Origin of the sequence: Alteromonas pelagimontana (assembly GCF_002499975.2) — a bacterium.
GTDB lineage: Bacteria > Pseudomonadota > Gammaproteobacteria > Enterobacterales > Alteromonadaceae > Alteromonas > Alteromonas pelagimontana.
The window spans coordinates 3,077,889-3,094,528 of record NZ_CP052766.1; the positions used below are offsets into that span (position 1 = coordinate 3,077,889).

Annotated in this window: 15 protein-coding genes and 1 tRNA gene; 14 read left to right on the forward strand and 2 right to left on the reverse strand. The window is 46.1% G+C overall.

What is annotated here, in order from left to right; genetic code table 11:
• Positions 1 to 28 precede the first annotated feature (28 nt).
• Genes nagK through CA267_RS13485 form a run of 4 tightly spaced genes read left to right on the forward strand, consistent with a single transcriptional unit; the run spans position 29 to position 4,488 of the window.
• Positions 29 to 928: an N-acetylglucosamine kinase gene (nagK, locus tag CA267_RS13470; protein WP_075610731.1), complete on the forward strand. Its 900-nt coding sequence runs from the start codon at positions 29 to 31 to the stop codon at positions 926 to 928.
• Between the two features lie 15 nt (positions 929 to 943).
• Complete coding sequence (nagB-II, locus tag CA267_RS13475) at positions 944 to 1,942, forward strand: glucosamine-6-phosphate deaminase NagB-II (protein WP_075610730.1); 999 nt, start codon at positions 944 to 946, stop codon at positions 1,940 to 1,942.
• A complete protein-coding gene (nagA, locus tag CA267_RS13480) occupies positions 1,942 to 3,108 on the forward strand; it encodes an N-acetylglucosamine-6-phosphate deacetylase (protein WP_075610729.1) in 1,167 nt (388 codons plus the stop codon). Before nagB-II ends, nagA begins: the two co-directional genes overlap by 1 nt.
• 24 nt (positions 3,109 to 3,132) lie before the next feature.
• On the forward strand, positions 3,133 to 4,488 hold the full coding sequence (locus CA267_RS13485) for a sugar MFS transporter (protein WP_075610728.1): 1,356 nt from the start codon (positions 3,133 to 3,135) through the stop codon (positions 4,486 to 4,488).
• Positions 4,489 to 4,942: 454 nt separating this feature from the next.
• Here CA267_RS13485 and CA267_RS13490 read toward each other — a convergent pair whose 3' ends face one another.
• Entirely contained in the window at positions 4,943 to 5,860 is a 918-nt protein-coding gene (locus tag CA267_RS13490; protein ID WP_075610727.1) for an IS5 family transposase, read from the reverse strand.
• A 1,036-nt stretch (positions 5,861 to 6,896) separates the two neighbouring features.
• Here CA267_RS13490 and CA267_RS13495 point away from each other — a divergent pair.
• Entirely contained in the window at positions 6,897 to 7,502 is a 606-nt protein-coding gene (locus CA267_RS13495) for a metallophosphoesterase family protein (protein ID WP_075610726.1), read from the forward strand.
• 491 nt (positions 7,503 to 7,993) lie between these two features.
• Here CA267_RS13495 and CA267_RS13500 read toward each other — a convergent pair.
• Positions 7,994 to 8,070 (reverse strand) — tRNA-Ile (locus CA267_RS13500).
• A 384-nt stretch (positions 8,071 to 8,454) separates the two neighbouring features.
• Here CA267_RS13500 and CA267_RS13505 point away from each other — a divergent pair.
• From CA267_RS13505 to CA267_RS13545, 9 genes are all read left to right on the forward strand, one after another.
• On the forward strand, positions 8,455 to 9,207 hold the full coding sequence (locus tag CA267_RS13505; protein ID WP_075610725.1) for an MbnP family protein: 753 nt from the start codon (positions 8,455 to 8,457) through the stop codon (positions 9,205 to 9,207).
• Positions 9,208 to 9,335: 128 nt separating this feature from the next.
• Positions 9,336 to 9,665, forward strand: coding sequence for a hypothetical protein (locus CA267_RS13510; protein ID WP_075610724.1), 330 nt, complete (start codon positions 9,336 to 9,338; stop codon positions 9,663 to 9,665).
• A gap of 649 nt (positions 9,666 to 10,314) precedes the next feature.
• A complete protein-coding gene (locus tag CA267_RS13515; RefSeq protein WP_075610723.1) occupies positions 10,315 to 10,677 on the forward strand; it encodes a CidA/LrgA family protein in 363 nt (120 codons plus the stop codon).
• A complete protein-coding gene (locus CA267_RS13520; RefSeq protein ID WP_083638603.1) occupies positions 10,678 to 11,412 on the forward strand; it encodes an LrgB family protein in 735 nt (244 codons plus the stop codon).
• A 168-nt stretch (positions 11,413 to 11,580) separates the two neighbouring features.
• Positions 11,581 to 12,576 (forward strand): response regulator, encoded by a 996-nt coding sequence (locus CA267_RS13525; protein WP_075610722.1) that lies wholly within the window; start codon positions 11,581 to 11,583, stop codon positions 12,574 to 12,576.
• 41 nt (positions 12,577 to 12,617) lie between these two features.
• Positions 12,618 to 13,070, forward strand: coding sequence for a PAS domain-containing protein (locus CA267_RS13530; RefSeq protein ID WP_075610828.1), 453 nt, complete (start codon positions 12,618 to 12,620; stop codon positions 13,068 to 13,070).
• Positions 13,071 to 13,149: 79 nt separating this feature from the next.
• Positions 13,150 to 14,898, forward strand: coding sequence for an Lcl C-terminal domain-containing protein (locus CA267_RS13535; RefSeq protein WP_075610721.1), 1,749 nt, complete (start codon positions 13,150 to 13,152; stop codon positions 14,896 to 14,898).
• A gap of 1 nt (position 14,899) precedes the next feature.
• Positions 14,900 to 15,412 (forward strand): Lcl C-terminal domain-containing protein, encoded by a 513-nt coding sequence (locus CA267_RS13540; RefSeq protein WP_075610720.1) that lies wholly within the window; start codon positions 14,900 to 14,902, stop codon positions 15,410 to 15,412.
• 418 nt (positions 15,413 to 15,830) lie between these two features.
• Positions 15,831 to 16,616, forward strand: coding sequence for a DUF2884 family protein (locus tag CA267_RS13545; RefSeq protein ID WP_097349177.1), 786 nt, complete (start codon positions 15,831 to 15,833; stop codon positions 16,614 to 16,616).
• The last annotated feature ends 24 nt before the right edge of the window (positions 16,617 to 16,640 follow it).

Genomic DNA, 16,640 nt, shown 5'->3' on the forward strand with positions numbered 1-16,640 from the left:
TGTGCCGATGATTAATAAAGAGAGATATATGTATTACAATTCAGAACGCCTTTACCTGGGCATTGACGGCGGTGGAACGAAATGTAAAGCGGTGTTGATTGACGACTACCACAGTATCCTGGGTATAGGCGTTGCCGGTGCTGGTAATCCGGTTTATGGTTTGCAGAAGGCTAAGAACTCCATTGTTGAATCTGCGTTAAAAGCATTGGAAGCTGCGCAACGAAACATTCCAAAACTTAGTGGGCTGCAACTTAACAATATTCCTGCCGGCCTTGGTTTGGCCGGTGTCAATATTCCCGCATTTTTTTCTCAGATCGCAGACTGGGAGTCACCATTTCATTCGCAGTATCTCACTACGGATTTATCTGTTGCCTGTCTGGGGGCTCACAACGGTACAGATGGCGCAGTTATAGTATCAGGAACCGGAACATGTGGTTTCGCTACTGTCGCTGGAGAGTCCTTTATGTTAGGCGGCCATGGATTTCCGCAAGGCGATAAGGGCAGTGGCGCCTGGTTCGGAATGCGGGCGGTGCAGTCAGTATTGCTGTCTATGGATAGGCTGGGACCACAGACCAGAATTACCCATCATCTTTTTAATCACCTGAATACCCAAAGTGCCAATGACATTATTTCTTACGTTGCAACTAAATCCCCGTCTAAGTTTGCGGGCTTGGCGCATTGCGTATTTCAAGCTGCGGTAGAGCAGGATGCAATTGCTCAAACCATTCTGGATGAAGGTGTAGGTTATCTGGAGAACATGGCCGATAGCTTACTGGCACATGATCCACCCCGGCTTTCCTTCATCGGGGGGATGGCGGACACCATTAAAGAATTTTTATCTTCTGAACTTCAGGAGAAACTGGCAAAACCGATTCATCCGCCTGAAGTTGGGGCTGCCCTTTTTGCAAAAAACAGTATCGCGAAGTAGAGGTTTGTAAACATTATGACTCAATCAATAATGGAGCAGGAGGCGTTACAAACAGCCTCTGTAGTCGAGCACCAGATTAGACGTAATATAGACGTAGTGGAAAGACTGGTTAGTCACCTTAAACATCTTGATCCGACCATGGTGATGTTAATTGGCCGGGGATCGTCTGATCATGCCGGAGTGTTTGCAAAATATTTAATAGAAGTTGAATTAAACATACCAACTTTTGCTGCAGCCCCCTCCGTATCCAGCGTGTTTAAACAACAGCTTCGATTGAAAGGGGCTGTGGCAATTATTATCTCTCAATCCGGCCGCAGTCCCGACATTATTTCACAAGCTGAAATGGCGAAAGCCGGCGGAGCCTACTGTATTGCGATAGTAAATGATGAAAGCTCACCGTTGGCCGAACTGGTTGATGCAGTGATCCCCATTTGTGCAGGCGAAGAGCAGTCCGTGGCTGCCACCAAAAGCTTCCTGGGTACCCTGTCAGCATTAGTACACCTGGTATCAGTGTGGTCTGACAATCGCACGCTGTATAACGAGTTTCAACGTTTGCCAGGAGCATTAGTTAATGCTGCAGCAGACTCGGTCCAGTTACAACCTGACGATTTTGCTTCCACAACAAGTTTGGTTGTACTAGGACGTGGCTTTGGGTATGCCATAGCGAAAGAAATTGCGCTAAAAATGAAAGAGGTATGTTGTATCCAGGCGGAAGCCTTTAGTAGTGCTGAATTTTCTCATGGCCCCATCACGCTGGTCTCTCGCGGTTTAACTGTGTTGAACTGTAATATTATGGATGAAAGTTACCAGTCTCACGCAACGCAGGTGGCAGAAGTTAAAAACAGAAAAGCCACGGTATTAGAACTTAATGCTGCCAGCAAGAAAACTCACCCACGCCTTTTGCCACTATTAGTGTTACAGCGTTTTTATATAGATGTGGCACGAATATCTGTCAGTCTGGGGTTAAACCCCGATAGTCCCCAAGGGTTGAAGAAAGTCACTGAGACATTGTGATGAGCTCGGATGGCATTTTGAGAATAAAAACTAAATCACTCTTTGATGGCGCGACTACTCAAACAAATGTGGTAATGCATATTAATGATGGCGTAGTCAGCGCCATGGAGAAAAATGGCAGTCACTTTGATGTAGAACTGGAAGGATTGTGCGTACCTGGCTTTGTTGATGTGCAGGTTAACGGAGGTGGCGGTGTGTTATTTAATGATGCACCGACGGTCGCTTCGATAGCCGCGATTACCTCGGCGCACGCCAGATATGGTACCACAGGGATGTTACCTACGATTATCACTGATGACATCTTGAAAATGGAAGTTGCAGCGGATGCTGTGGCCCAGGCTCTCCGTCGACGAATCCCCGGTGTACTGGGTATTCATTTTGAAGGACCTCACATCGCGCAGGCTAAAAAGGGGGCTCACAGCGCACAGTTTATCCGCTCACTCTCGTCGGCCGAATTAGATATTTTTACACGTAAGGATATCGGAAGGGTAGTAGTTACCCTGGCACCTGAGTGTGTGAGCGAGGCAGATATAAAACGGTTGACCGACGCTGGGGTAATTGTCTCGCTGGGGCACACCAATGCCAGCTTTGATTGCGCCCAGCGTGCATTTGAAGCTGGTGCAACCGGAATTACTCATTTATTTAACGCCATGTCTGCGCTTACCAGTCGCGAGCCTGGAGTTACTGGTGCCGCGCTGCTTTCCGATAAGACATTGTGCGGTTTGATTCTGGATGGACACCATGTGTCAGCGAAAACTTGTCAGCTAGCGCTGAGAGCCAAACCTGCTGGTGGCATCTTTCTGGTTACTGACGCTATGCCTCCTGTTGGCTCATCCGTTGACCGGTTTGAATTCTTTGACCGGGAAGTTTATCTCGTTGATGGTGAGTTACGATCCACCACCGGTGAGTTGGCAGGCTCTGCCCTGAACATGGTAGGTGCAGTAAAAAACTGTATTCATCTCCTTGACCTTTCTCTTGAAGAAGCCATTCGAATGGCAAGCCTGTATCCCCTGATGTTTTTAGCGGGTAAAAGCCAGTTGCCAATAAAACCAGAGCCATTGATTACTGTAGGGGCGCCAGCTTCCTTTGTGCAGTTAACGGCAAATAGAGATGTGGCCTCAACCTGGATTGACGGTCACCAAATATACGCTGCAAACGCCAGATAAAATGCTAGCAAACGTGAGAACTATATGAAGTTTAGTAATAAAACCAATATCCAATCAGTTATTTCAATGACAATAATCGGCATCTTATTTTTTATTTTTGGCTTCGTCACATGGCTGAATGGCTCGCTTATTCCGTTTTTACAGATAATCTGTGAGCTCGATGAGTTTGAAGCATTACTGGTCACGTTTTCTTTTTATATTGCATACACAGTTATGGCCTATCCAATGTCCATGATCCTTTCTCGCTCTGGATACAAGAACGGGATGGCCATCGGGTTGTTGATTATGTCTGTGGGAGCCTTACTGCATATCCCTGCTGCTTTGAGCGGAATTTATTCGTTATTTTTACTGGCTTTATTTGTGCTGGCTACCGGCCTTACTATTCTACAGACTGCCTCTAACCCCTATCTGGTTTATCTTGGACCGGAAAAAAGTGCGGCAATGCGAATTAGTATTATGGGTATCGTAAATAAGGGCGCTGGAGTAGTTGTTCCTATTATATTTACGGCACTTATTTTATCTGACATTGGCGATATATCTAAAAGCTATGTGATGTCCTTATCGGATGAGCAATTTCTGATCTATAAAGAAACGCTCTCACAAAAGCTCATAATGCCTTATACCATAATGGCGGGAGTGTTATTTGTACTGATTGGATTACTAAAGTTTGCACCGTTACCTGAGATCCAGCCCACAAGTGATCCTAGCGGCAGTATTGCGACAGCCGAAAAGAAATCTTCAATTTTAAATTATCCTCAGGCAGTGCTGGGTGCTTTTGCATTATTTGCTTATGTGGGGGTTGAGGTAATCGCCGGCGATACGATAGGCTTGTATGGTGCATCACTGGATGTCCCTAATTTCTCCGGATTAACTTCCTATACCATGTTTTTTATGGTTATAGGTTATGTGCTTGGCATCATTTGTATTCCGCGTTTTATTTCACAACAAAAAGCGTTAACTCTTTCTGCAGTGGCAGGGAGTGCCTGCATCGTGGGGATTATTACAGCTTCGCCGGACTCAGTAAGTCTGTCTCAGTTACTGTGGGGCTGGACAGGAATTCCGGTATTGCCGAACCCGGTGACATGGGTCGCATTAATGGGGCTCGCTCACGCATTGGTCTGGCCATCCGTATGGCCCCTGGCTTTAAAAGATCTTGGGCAGCACTCAGCTCAGGGTTCTGCGCTCCTTATTATGGGAATATCCGGAGGGGCGATTTTGCCGCTGGTATTCGGTAAAATTTCATCCGCCACCGGCGACTTACAACTTGCATATCTTGTAGGCTTGCCGTGCTATTTGTTCATACTTTTCTATGCGCTGAGAGGCCATAAAATTCGCCGTTGGCCATGGTCTGCGAGTACGAGCTCAATGGGAAAGCGATAAATTGGTGCATCTTGTTATAGCAATGGCCAACGGGAAAGATGGTGACTATCAGATTGGTTGCCGTTTTACTATTTACTACTTTATAGGCCGATGCTCACGTGATGCAATCGACAACTTCCACATGTTGACTCTCTTTGCCCAGTAAATGAGGACATAATTAAAAGGTCAGTTATGGGAAGAAAACCGTTTGCCTTCAATATCGGAAATATAAACTGCACTTGGCTTAGAGATACTAAGGGAAGACTTTGCTAGTCTCATTTTTTCGATAAAAATCAGCATAAATGAGCCGTGCGAGAGGGACTAATATCAACTTGTCAGGAGATGTTGTCAGATTTCATACAATATTGCAGGCAGTATTTGTTTCCTATGCTACATGCTCACAATCTATAGCTAATTCGGGCGTTGTTGATCAAATAATTGCTTCTATTCCTTTGGGGTTGGGCGCTCCGGCCGATTAATCAGTTTCCTGACGAACAGGCACACTAAGCCCAATGACCCTGTTCATTATCTTAACACCCACCATCATTTCCGCGACCTGAGCATTATGACTGCGCAGACTTAATCGGTTGCTGACCAAGGTTTTATAACGGTACATCGCGGTTTCTGACAGGGAGCGACGATGGTAGCCGCTTTCCTGCTTCCAATCTGCCAGTTTCCCCGCTTTGAGTGCCTTCACTGCATTGTTACGAGGATGACCTTCTTGCCAGAAGCCTGCATTTTCTCGCGGCGGGATACTGGCCGCTACCTTTTTCTTCATCAACAACTGATGGCAGCCTTTGGTATCATAGGCTCCGTCGGCGCTGAGCTGATCTATTCTGCGCCGAAGCGGATTTAGTAGTGAGGGCAATACTTGGTTATCGCCCACATTTTCCATACTCATTTGTGCGGCAATGACTTCATGGGTATCGCTGTTCACCGCGACGTGTAGTTTACGCCAGCGCCGCCGTTTCTCTCTTCCGTGTTTATGAGCATGCCATTCGCCTTCACCATAGATCTTTAATCCTGTGGCATCAACGACCACGTGGGCGACAGGGCCACGAGAGCGGCATTTATAATTAATCTCAACCGTCTTTGCTCGCTTGCTCAAGCAACTGTAACCAGGAGAGCGGCAAGGCAGTTTCATCAAGGCAAACACTGAATTCAGAAATCCTTCTGTGGCTCTAAGAGGCAAACTAAACACAGCTTTTATCGTCAGTGCCGTTTCGATGGCAGTATTCGAAAACTGAAATCCTCGCCCCCGACCACCATGATGTGTTTCGCAGTGCCAGGCAGCAATAGCTTTGTCATCTATCCAGAAGGTAATCGAGCCGCGATTAACCAGTGCCTGATTGTACTTCGACCAATTGGATATCTTGTTTTTTGCCTTGCCCATGTTCATTCGCCGCTAATGAGTGTGACGATCTGATCCGGCAAACGCAGGAAAGTTCAATTTAGGCAACAACGCCCTCCTAGTATCAAAAAAATTTGTAGCTTACAGTAGAAAAATTAAATTTTGGTAAAAAGTGGGTCAGGGTTTGTGCTTTCAGGTTTTCGAACGCACCATTGCGGCCACGCGGCACCGGATATGAAATACTCTGTAGCGACGAGTAGAGAGAGAATAAAATAGTGGTCTCATGGAGCCTTCTGAGTGAACCTACGTTTAAAAATCATTATGGCTCATAGTTGCACTTTAACAGGAGAACGAGCTGTAGTGTTTACTTATCTGAATGACCAACACCGTCCGTTATGAAAGCTGCTGCCGGAAAGCGTAATTATTCATGAAATTTATCACGTCACTCCATTAAACTCGAAGAAGCTTTTAGGTGAACATGATCATCCGAAAAGTCTGAGGTATCGCTTAAGATTAAGCAGAAAATTCCGCGTCACCGGGTACCTTCAATGTTTCTGTCATCAGCGGGCATGATGCAGGAGAAAAAAAAATCGCATCGGCGACAGCGCCGGATTTTACCTTTAATACGGAATAGTAGGTGGCGGTAGTTGACTGATCCTTACGTTGCCCGATGTACTTCAGAATTAACTGGTTAACGTGAACTGTATCAAGGCCGTCGGCGAGGCTTCTGGTTAGTCGCCGCGGTAAACGCCATTGCCTTTAAAATCTGGTGTATATTGTCGAGGTATGCTTCCCTGCCGCAGGTTCAGTTTTTTACGTTTAACACCGGCACGGGATGTATGAGGACTTCAACGGAATTGGTTTCTCATTTACTGAGCGACCAAAGGTTTGAGCAAGTGTTGTAGAATACCGCTTCCAAAAGTTATAGGGTTCGACTGGCCTGAAACGAGAGCAAAACTATTTGATTTGCTGTATTTACAGCCAAGGACTAATCCATCAAATGCAGATGTCCTGTTAGCGGTCGCGTGATATAAAATTCACTGAATTTTCTTTATGTTGGACTGGGGTAGAACAAAGATTGAAAGTATTGCATGCAACCGACTTACACTTTAACAAAAACGCGTGTGAGTGGCTTACCGTTAACCAGGCGTGTGCCGACGTAGTATGTTTAACCGGCGACTTCCTCGACACAAGAATTGATGCGGCTGAACCGCCCGAATTACAGGTATTATTCTTTTTAAAATGGTTTCAATCATTCTCGCGTCCTCTGCTGGTTTGCTCGGGAAATCATGATGTAAGTTATAGAGAAGGAAGCTGGTTAAACAATGAAGGAGTGAAGGACGTTTACGGTGATGGAGCGAAAGTAAGGCTCAATGGCATCACGTTTGGATGTGTGCCCTATGTCGGTAATCTGGACGTGTACAGGGAGTGCGACGTATTGCTTCATCATGAGCCACCCGCGCGATCAAAAACGGCAGTTCAGGACGGTATTGATTACGGTTGCACTTCCCTTAGCTACGCGCTTACGCATAAAACACTTTTAGCCAAATATGTTTTGTGCGGGCATGTCCATAGACCCAGCAAATCAGCAGTGAGAAAAGGTAACTGCATCGTGATTAATGCAGGAGGTACGCACAGTCAAACTCAAGCGAGTCATGCTTTGATTGAAGTAGACGAGAAATGAACACAACCAACAATGAAAATTTCATTTCTGAACTGATCCCATCGTTATGGATGCAAGCCTTTGCTGGCTGAGTGGAGCTTCGGCTTTTGATCGTTGAAAAGCAATTCTATCGGCTTATGTAAATGGAGTAGTGGACTAGCTTACCTTACCTTCAACAGTTTTTACTGTCCCCCTTACTTCCCATGCCACCTGGTACTCTGACTTTACTGTACCGAAAGGGTAGAGATATTTAACAGATGGCCTTACGAGTGTTAGTGACTAGCTGTGCATCAAAGTGCATCTAGTTTGAGGCAGCATTGTAAGCAGTAGAATTAGAGCTGCATGTGCCAATGAGAATGGTTGACCTGATCAATCGTCAGCGATGTGGGAATCTCCCGATTATGGGGTAGAGCCAGAGTGAATAAAACCGTTAGGACTCTTCCAGGGACTCTTCATGGAAGGTGTGGATAAAATATGTTAGTGCCTACATACTATGAAAGCACTGAAGAACTTGGTGGCCCCAGCAAGACTCGAACTTGCGACCTGCCGATTATGAGTCGGATGCTCTAACCAACTGAGCTATGGGGCCATTGGAGATGTCGATGTAAAGCCGGACGGTTTTTACAAGCGGGGCGAAGTATAAGCAGTTTTTTCGGCCTTGTCACCCCATCTTAATACGGTTTTTTAACGCTTGATGGTTTCTTATACAGTCTCATTGCTTTGTGGCTTTTAGACGTCTTAATTTTTGCTTTTGGCTACACTGTCAAATAGGATGCAATGAATGATTGACTGGCGAGAACAAAACCGTCGTTCTTAATGATGTTGCGCTAACACTGTTACTATGGTTAAGTGTGGTTACACCCAGTGTTTTTATGCGTAAGCCTTGCCTTTAATTTAATAAGACTAAAATATGTTACCTGCTAAGAATTTCGGTTTATTCCTGTTAATTTGCCTATGTTGTGCTTGCGATACTATGTCATCGAAGTCTTCCGGTCCTGGCGATATTCCCATCAGGTTTGTGGATTTACAAAAAGGTGAAGATTGCAGCTATTTAGTGGATATCAATCATGAGTTATGGAAAGTTAACTATCTGTCTTTTTATCTGACCGAGCCTGAACTGAAAGTAGAAGGCAGATGGGTGCCACTTAATTTTGATGAAAACGAATGGCAGTCGAAGAAGGCGTCACTGCTGCAGTTTCACAATGCATGTGATGCGAGCGCGAACAATACCCACATTAAATTAAACACCAACGTTAAGCTATTGGCGCGTGCTACCTCTTTACGTTTTTCAATGGGCCTGCCTTTTAAAGAAAACCATGCGCCTGTGGCCGAGCAGGTGGCGCCATTAAATAATGCTGCTATGTTTCAGTCGCCTCGCGTAGGGCATTCTTTTATGCGCCTGGAATTGCAAGATGCCAAGAACTCTACTTCCATATGGTCGTTTATGTTGGCCAGTGGAAACTGTCAGTCTGAAGATTCAAAAACGCCGCCCACTGTCTGCCAATATCCAAATCGGGTGACCGTGGAGCTGCCAATGGCGCAAAATGTGTCGAACTTACGATTAAACGCGCGCTTGACGCAGCTATTGTTTCGGGCCGATTTACGCGCGCAGGCAGAATGCAATATGGCCAACCCAGGAAGTGCAAGTTGTGAAAAAGTGATGCGTAACTTAACTTCTAGAGAATGGCTGCGCTGGGATGCACCGGATAAAGTTTACTTGCGTTAGATGCGGAGTCGGTCGAAAATAAGTAAATAATCAGGCTTAGAAGAGAACGTGAGGTTAGTGCATCATTTCCCTTTCTTTGCTATCTTTGGCAACTATTTATTCAGCACCAAGCCAGCGCGGAGATAAAAATGACTGAAAAGCCCTTTCTGGTAAGTGGTAGAAATACAATCATCCACAAAATTCGGAAGTTCGACCTGTTAATTCTCAATGGTGATGAGAACCCGCCTATTTTGGTTACGTTTCGAAGCATCAAGCCCTACGAAGGGAAAATTCCCGAAAACAAACGCGATGCAAAAATGATGGATATGGAACTGGTAGATATCACTACCGGTGAAGTATTTGGTGATGAGAAAACGCTGCTGTTTATTCAAACCCTGAATGGGAAAGAATATAAAATAGATTACAGTAAGGCGGGCACCGATATGTTTATAAAAATACATCAGGATAGCTTCTTTTAACCCGCTTAGTTAGGCGGTGCTGTCGTCGTTAAGTAGCGCTTCGGCTTTTTCGATGATATACCCCAACCATCTGGTAGCAGCGAATTGAAGGTTTCGATTACGCTGCTGTTTCCTTTGATTTGTTTCTATTACTCGCCGAAAATATTAAAGCTGCAGATGTCGATCCGTGTTGTTTTTGCTGCATTTGTGTCTTTTGCTACGCCTGATGTATTTTATACTTCTGCTACCCGCTTTGAGCAAAACCAGCGTTTTTGATTCTTATTAAGCGTAAGTTTGTGCCAAAATGGGTGATGCTCGAGTCAATCTACCGCAGTGCCAAATAATTGCCAGATATCGTAATAGATTTATTAATTAGATAGTTCTGGCTCAATGATGAGATTTTTGTACATAGCAAGGCTGGGGTTCATGCGTCATAGCAGACTATGACCGGAAAGCACAACGGTGCCAGGCGCAAAAAGGTCGTTATTGAGTGGCGCGGCTTATCTCGAATTAGGGTTACTTGACGCAAATAGACGGGAAAGAAGCGGGTTTGCGCGCTTGCTGGCGCAGCGTAAAGAAAAGATCGCCTCTATAAGTTCAAGGCTACTGGTTCTTTGAAAGCTCCTTAGTTACTATGAAATTCTAAGTCGCCAATAACTGCGTAAAATAAATGCTAAAGCATCATCTGGTGGGCTGGTTTTGGCTCCTTTTTAGTTTCTTTCTCGGCGAGTTTCTGGTGGCATGGTTTGGTATCGCCATTCCGGGCGCGCTTATGGGGCTATTGCTACTACTACTATTTTTAACCCTTCGAAAACGTACGCCTCTGCCGTTAACAACGGCATCACGGCCGTTGCTGAAGCATATGGTTTTGTTGTTTGTGCCGGCAGTGCTCGGGGTGGGGCTGTACCGGGATGAAATAGCGCAAAACCTTTTCGCTGTTGTCGGTGCCATTGTTATCACTACTACAGTTTCATTAGGATTGACGGCGTGGGTAGCTCAGCGTGTATTAAGGCATGGGAGGCAGGAAGAGTAGATGGCAAACGCGTTTGAAAGCATTTTCACCCCTGTCTATGAAGCGCTGGGTGCAGCGTTTTCGCTCGCTGGCCTGTTGTGGATATCGGTAACGCTGGCAGCCTATGTCTTTGCTGTGATTGTGGCGCGCATGAGCAGAGACAATCCGATACTCCATCCGCTGGTTATAACTGCTGGACTGGTGGCCATAGTGCTGGCGCTGACTAGCACTCCTCTTGCTGAGTATTTACTTTCTACCCGCAGTATTCATTGGTTGCTTGGGCCGGCCACCGTTGCATTGGCGCTGCCGATGTACGCTCAGTGGCAGCGAATTCGGCAGAATGGCTGGCGGCTTACAGTTGCGGTTATGATCGGGGGCGTGGTTTCTCCTGTAATCGCTTGGAGCCTGTTGTACAGTTTTGATGCCCCGCTTGCTATTCAGATGTCAATGCTGACTAAATCTATTACCACTCCCCTGGCTATGGAAACCAGTGAAATCATCGGTGGCGTGCCCGCAATGGCAGCCGTATTCGTTATAACCTCTGGGATTGTTGGTGCCATTACGGCGCCCTGGGCGTATCGAATATTAGCCGTTAATTGTCCACAAGCGCAGGGGATAGCGTTAGGGGCGGTATGTCATGCAATCGGCACCGCAAAGGCTTTGCAAATAAGTGAAGAGGCCGGTGCGCTGGCCACTCTTGGCCTGTGTTTAAACGGTATTATGACAGCCTTGGTGTTGCCCGTATTGATAAGCTAGAAAAGAATTCCTTAACTCGGTTTATGGACATTTGGCAGATAAATGCTATTTGTTAACTGTACGATTCGGTTTTTCCGTGTCACGTTACTTTATTCAATATGCTGGCGCATAAGCGCCGGTTTTCCATGCTTATCTGCGTAAGCATTACATAAATGGTAGTCTCGCTTAATGTATTCAGTGCTGGTTTGTGATGATTCTCTGGTTGCGCGGAAACAAGTTGCCAAATGCCTGCCGCAAGACTGGCAGGTTGCGGTGCATTTTGCCAAAAACGGTAGCGAAGCGCTCAATAGTTTGCAACAAGGCAAAGGGCAACTGTTGTTGTTAGATCTTAATATGCCGGTAATGGACGGTTACGAAACCCTTAAAGCTATTAAGGAGCAAAGGTTAGATACCAAAACCATTGTTATTTCTGGTGATATTCAACCGGAAGCCTTTGAGCGGGTGACCCAACTCGGGGCCATAGATTTTATTCGTAAACCGGTGAATCCAGAGACGCTTAAGCAAGTGCTGGTTAGCCATCAAATTTTGGCGGGCGACGAATCTGGCAATACAGATACGTATGAATTGGATCCTGACATTCGCGATTGCTATCAGGAAATCACCAACATAGCGATGGGGCAGGCCGGTGATCATCTTGCTCGTATTATGAACGTATTTGTGCGGCTACCTATCCCTAATGTGAATTTAATTGAAGTGTCAGAACTGCACATGATGTTGTCTGATATTGAAAGCCATGAGCAGGTTACCGCTGTCTGCCAGGGATTTCTGGGGCCGGGAATTCGAGGTGAAGCCATTTGTATTTTAAGCGATTCAAGTTTTGAAGATGTCGCTAAAATTTTGGATATTCAGGAAGACGTTGACGATCAGGTGCAGTTAGAGTTGCTAATGGACGCCGCCAGTATTCTTATCGGCACCTGTTTAACCGGCTTGGCAGGTCAGATGGACGTTAATTTCAGCCAAGGGCATCCGGTAGTCCTGGGGCAGCATCGAGCAATTACTGACATTATCGGCATGAACCGCCTGAAATGGCGGCGTACACTCGCCATCGAATTAAGCTATGGCCTTGAAGGCTACAATGTGCAGTGTGACCTTATTTTGCTTTTCACCGAGGATTCGATGATCACGATGAACAAGAAGCTGTCTCATCTACTGGAGGATTTCTAGTGGCCGATTCAGATTTGGAAGAACTGCAGTCATTCCACTGGATGATGGATATGTTGCAGACGGTAGATGTTGGAATTGTGGTACTGGACCGTGAGTTTAAAGTAAAGGTATGGAATGGCTTTATGGAAAGCCATAGCGGTATGCTACCCAGTGAAGTGCGCGATAAATCTTTTTTGTCCTTGTTCCCTCACATAGACCCGCAGTGGTTTGCAAAAAAATCCCGCCCTGTTTTTGAGCTAAAAACCCGCGCATTTATGACATGGGAACAACGGCCTTATTTGCTCAAGTTTCCTAATTACCGGCCGATTACAGGCAATGAGCAGTTCATGTACCAGAATATCACGCTGTCTCCGCTAACTTCTGCAAACGGTAAAGTCGAATATCTCAGTATGATGATTTACGATGTTACTGACATTGCCGCAGGTAAAAAGCAACTTGAAGCCTTACAGGTGTTGCGTAGCGAGGAAGAAGAACAAACGAATAGACAACGCTGAGCTTTGTTCGGCATGCTGCTTAATCTCAGCACACACTAATGTGTGCAGTTTATCTTTTGCATTAACTATGGATGTAGGCATGCGGTACCGTAGCGCTTCAATAATATCTTTCTTTTTTACTTGTGGGCGATCTGCAAACCGTAATATCAGTCAAGGGCTGGTTGGGTTAGTAGTATTGCTGTCCGTTAGCGGCTGCGGGGGCGGTGGTTCTGATTCAGCTTCTTCATCAGATAATATCTTCATCAATGCTGGCGCCGATCGCAACGTTACCGAAGGCGCAACTGTTACCTTAACAGCTGAAGTCAGCGGCGGTTCCGAAAGCCTGACCTATCGCTGGTCTGCTTCACCTGCTTTATCGATTACGCAAGCAGATAACGCAGCTCCTACTGCCACCTTTACCGCACCAGCGGCGGCTCAGCATACAGAATATACGTTAACGGCAACGGTAACTGACACCAATGGGCGTACGGCCACCGACACTGTAGTGATCATGGTGGTGCCGGATAACATTGCTCCGGTGGCACAAATAGTTGTGCCCACTTATGAAGATTTACCCGTCAATACCTTCCCAGCAGGGGCAAAAATTACCTTAAGTGGCACCGGTAGTAGCGACGCCGATGCGCCAGACACAACAGATCCAATCGCGAAATGGGCCTGGCAACAAACTGAAGGTACGGATGTTGTTGCTGATGTAGAGAAAAATAAACCGCGGCTGACTTTTACCACACCCATTGCCAATACTGCACAAACTCTTAAGTTTGAATTGGTAGTTACCGATGCCGAGGGCGCGACTAATACCGCTGGCGTTGCCCTTTCTATTCAGTCCGGTTCTGATACCAAGCCCACGGTGACTGCAGGTGAAAATCACGCAGTGTTCAGTGGTGAATCGATCATATTAAACGGCACTGCCGATTCTTCCGTCCCTTCAGCATTTCCTTTGCAAAGCCAATGGGAAGCAAGCGGAGCGCAAAGTGTGCAAATCCAGCAGCCTGAGAACGTATTAACGTTTGCCGTTGCCCCGGTCGTATCGAGCAAAACCAATCTAACTTTTACACTTGGTGTAACAGATGCCAACGGTAATCATGTAGAGAAGGAAATTGAGGTCGTGGTGCGGCCTTTTCCTGTTCCTCTTATTAATGACACGGGAATGATTACCCAAGGGACAAATAAAGACATAACAGACACACATCAAAATGCCTGGCCCGGACAAGATGGACAACGTGGCGCTGACGTTGTAGCAAAAAGCGGTTTTATTGAAAAAGCGGGTCGGGGCGAAGCCAGCTTTGATTTTACTAAGCTTAATTCAAATGGTGATGAGGAAGATGGCGACGCTTCAAACTGGTCTTGCGTTCGGGATAATGTGACGGGATTGGTATGGGAAAATAAAACCAGTGACGGCGGCATTCATGATGCCGGAAATTCCTATAGCTGGTATCAATCGGACGATAATGGCGGCTACTCAGGGGCGCTCGCCAGTGCAGACGCGGTATGCACTTTATCGCAATGCAATGCACAAGCTTATGCCCAGGCGGTAAACGCAGAAGGACTTTGCGGCTTCTATGACTGGCGCTTACCAACGCACTTTGAACTTATGTCGCTGGTTCATTTTGGAATAAAGAACGGCGCCATGATAGATGAAAGCTATTTTCCTTTTACAGGAGATTTGAGCGATGCGCCGCTATGGTACTGGACAAGGCAGCCCGGTGCCGATGGTGTTCAGGGCGATGTGGCGAACAATGCCTGGGCATTAGATTTTGCCTCCGGGGTAGATAATTTCTTAAACAAAGCTGAGGTTGCTCACGTGCGCCTGGTAAGGGCAGGGAGATAATATGAAAGGCCTATTTTGTTTTATTGCCTTTGCGGTATCTTTTTCAGCACTGGCACAAACCTGTTTAACTGACGCAATTGCAACCACGCCTACACAGGATTTTGTGGAACTTCAAAATGATGAAGTATGGCATCAAACCACGGATTTGGTGTGGAAACGGTGTGCTGAAGGACAAACGTGGAACGGCACGACTTGTGCTGGTGAGGCAATAAAGTATACCTGGCAACAGGCACTGACGTTAGCGCACACTGCCAGCAAAGAAGATTTGCTTGGATGGCGGTTACCAAACGTTAAAGAGCTGGCGTCGGTTACAGAGCGTTTATGCGTTCGACCAGCAATCAATGATTCCGTTTTTCCGCAGACACCCCCAGACGATTTTTGGACATCAACACCTTCTACCCGCGATCCAGAAAGGGCTTGGGTTGTAGCCTTTTTTAACTCCAGCCATTCCATAAAACAAAAAGACCGGTTTGTGTATGTTCGGCTAGTGCGTACGTATATTGCAGAAGAATAATTCAGGTGCGAATGGAAGGTGCTCAGCTCAGAGCTTTCTTCCTCTGAGCTGAGCACACATCAATGGGTATTAGTATTATAGCTTGCGCGCAGCAATTTAGTTTTCAGGCACAACTCTGAGTACAGAATCAGGGCGAGACTCTGAACATTTATTAAACAATAAGTGAAAATATCTTAACCGAACTTCTGGAGCATGGGTGCTCCGGCAGAGCCATCAGGAATGATTTTGCGGCATTTCGGATAAGAAACTTTTACATATTTTCACAGCTGATGTTTTTTGTTCACTCAGGCGGTTGCCCTGAGTACAGAATGGTCAACAATCCCTCGAATGTCGCGACGTATTCAACCTGAATTTTAGCGAGTTGGGCTTATCCCGGCTTTCTATTTTCAGCAAAGGTCGACACAATATCAGCATGAAAATGCGGAAATATCTCTCTGTTGCCCAATGGGGCGCTTTTGCTCTTTTCAGCTGGCCATTAAGTGCTTCAGCGGAATTGACTTGTGAAATCGATTTTGCCTACGGGTTGGTTGTCAACGATCACCAACTGAGAGTGATGGACGATTCTCGCACTGTTTTACAGGTTAATGAAAAAGAAGAACTTTTCATTGAAGGACGTTGGCAGTCCCTTACTCCTGAGCAGCAAGTTTGGCTGCATGACTACGCTACAGGTTTACACTACGTCGTGCCAAAAATGATAATACTGGCTACTGAAGGCGTTGACCTGGCTATTGAAACGATAGACCAGGTTTATCAGGGGTTAGTGGGTAGTGATCATGACAGTTATGAGAAACTACGTACAGCTATGCAACGGGTGAAAGGTCGCGTAAAAGATAAGTTCAGGCATGTGAGTAACCATTACTCCATCGGACCCGGTTCATTGGAAAGCGTAGATGAATTTGTCGACAGTGAAATCGAAGCGCAACTGGAAGAGGCTATTTCTACCTCCATCGGGGGCATTCTCTCGGCTATCAGCGGGATCGACGCCAATAACTCAGATGTAAACAGTGACAAAGTGGCAGCAATTACCCGTCAGCTGGATTCGATGGGAGAACAGTTTGAGCAGGATGTTGATCCTAAAGCCTCTACGCTTAAGGCTAAGGCACAATGGTTTTGTGACAAGCTAAAAAGTCTTGATGAGACTGAAGAAAAGCTGCGTAAATCTGTACCTGGTTTTGCACCCTACGATATTATCACGTCAGAATAGTACGCATTTTCCAGTAATTTTCTC

Bases quoted from the DNA above. Each gene is read 5' to 3' on its own strand.
- CA267_RS13520 (WP_083638603.1), top strand. From the start codon at position 10,678: ATGGCAAACGCGTTTGAAAGCATTTTCACCCCTGTCTATGAAGCGCTG.
- CA267_RS13510 (WP_075610724.1), top strand. From the start codon at position 9,336: ATGACTGAAAAGCCCTTTCTGGTAAGTGGTAGAAATACAATCATCCAC.
- nagK (WP_075610731.1), top strand. From the start codon at position 29: ATGTATTACAATTCAGAACGCCTTTACCTGGGCATTGACGGCGGTGGA.
- CA267_RS13525 (WP_075610722.1), top strand. From the start codon at position 11,581: ATGTATTCAGTGCTGGTTTGTGATGATTCTCTGGTTGCGCGGAAACAA.
- CA267_RS13490 (WP_075610727.1), bottom strand. From the start codon at position 5,860: ATGGGCAAGGCAAAAAACAAGATATCCAATTGGTCGAAGTACAATCAG.
- CA267_RS13540 (WP_075610720.1), top strand. From the start codon at position 14,900: ATGAAAGGCCTATTTTGTTTTATTGCCTTTGCGGTATCTTTTTCAGCA.
- CA267_RS13545 (WP_097349177.1), top strand. From the start codon at position 15,831: ATGCGGAAATATCTCTCTGTTGCCCAATGGGGCGCTTTTGCTCTTTTC.
- CA267_RS13515 (WP_075610723.1), top strand. From the start codon at position 10,315: ATGCTAAAGCATCATCTGGTGGGCTGGTTTTGGCTCCTTTTTAGTTTC.
- CA267_RS13485 (WP_075610728.1), top strand. From the start codon at position 3,133: ATGAAGTTTAGTAATAAAACCAATATCCAATCAGTTATTTCAATGACA.
- CA267_RS13505 (WP_075610725.1), top strand. From the start codon at position 8,455: ATGTCATCGAAGTCTTCCGGTCCTGGCGATATTCCCATCAGGTTTGTG.
- nagA (WP_075610729.1), top strand. From the start codon at position 1,942: ATGAGCTCGGATGGCATTTTGAGAATAAAAACTAAATCACTCTTTGAT.
- CA267_RS13530 (WP_075610828.1), top strand. From the start codon at position 12,618: ATGATGGATATGTTGCAGACGGTAGATGTTGGAATTGTGGTACTGGAC.
- nagB-II (WP_075610730.1), top strand. From the start codon at position 944: ATGACTCAATCAATAATGGAGCAGGAGGCGTTACAAACAGCCTCTGTA.
- CA267_RS13535 (WP_075610721.1), top strand. From the start codon at position 13,150: ATGCGGTACCGTAGCGCTTCAATAATATCTTTCTTTTTTACTTGTGGG.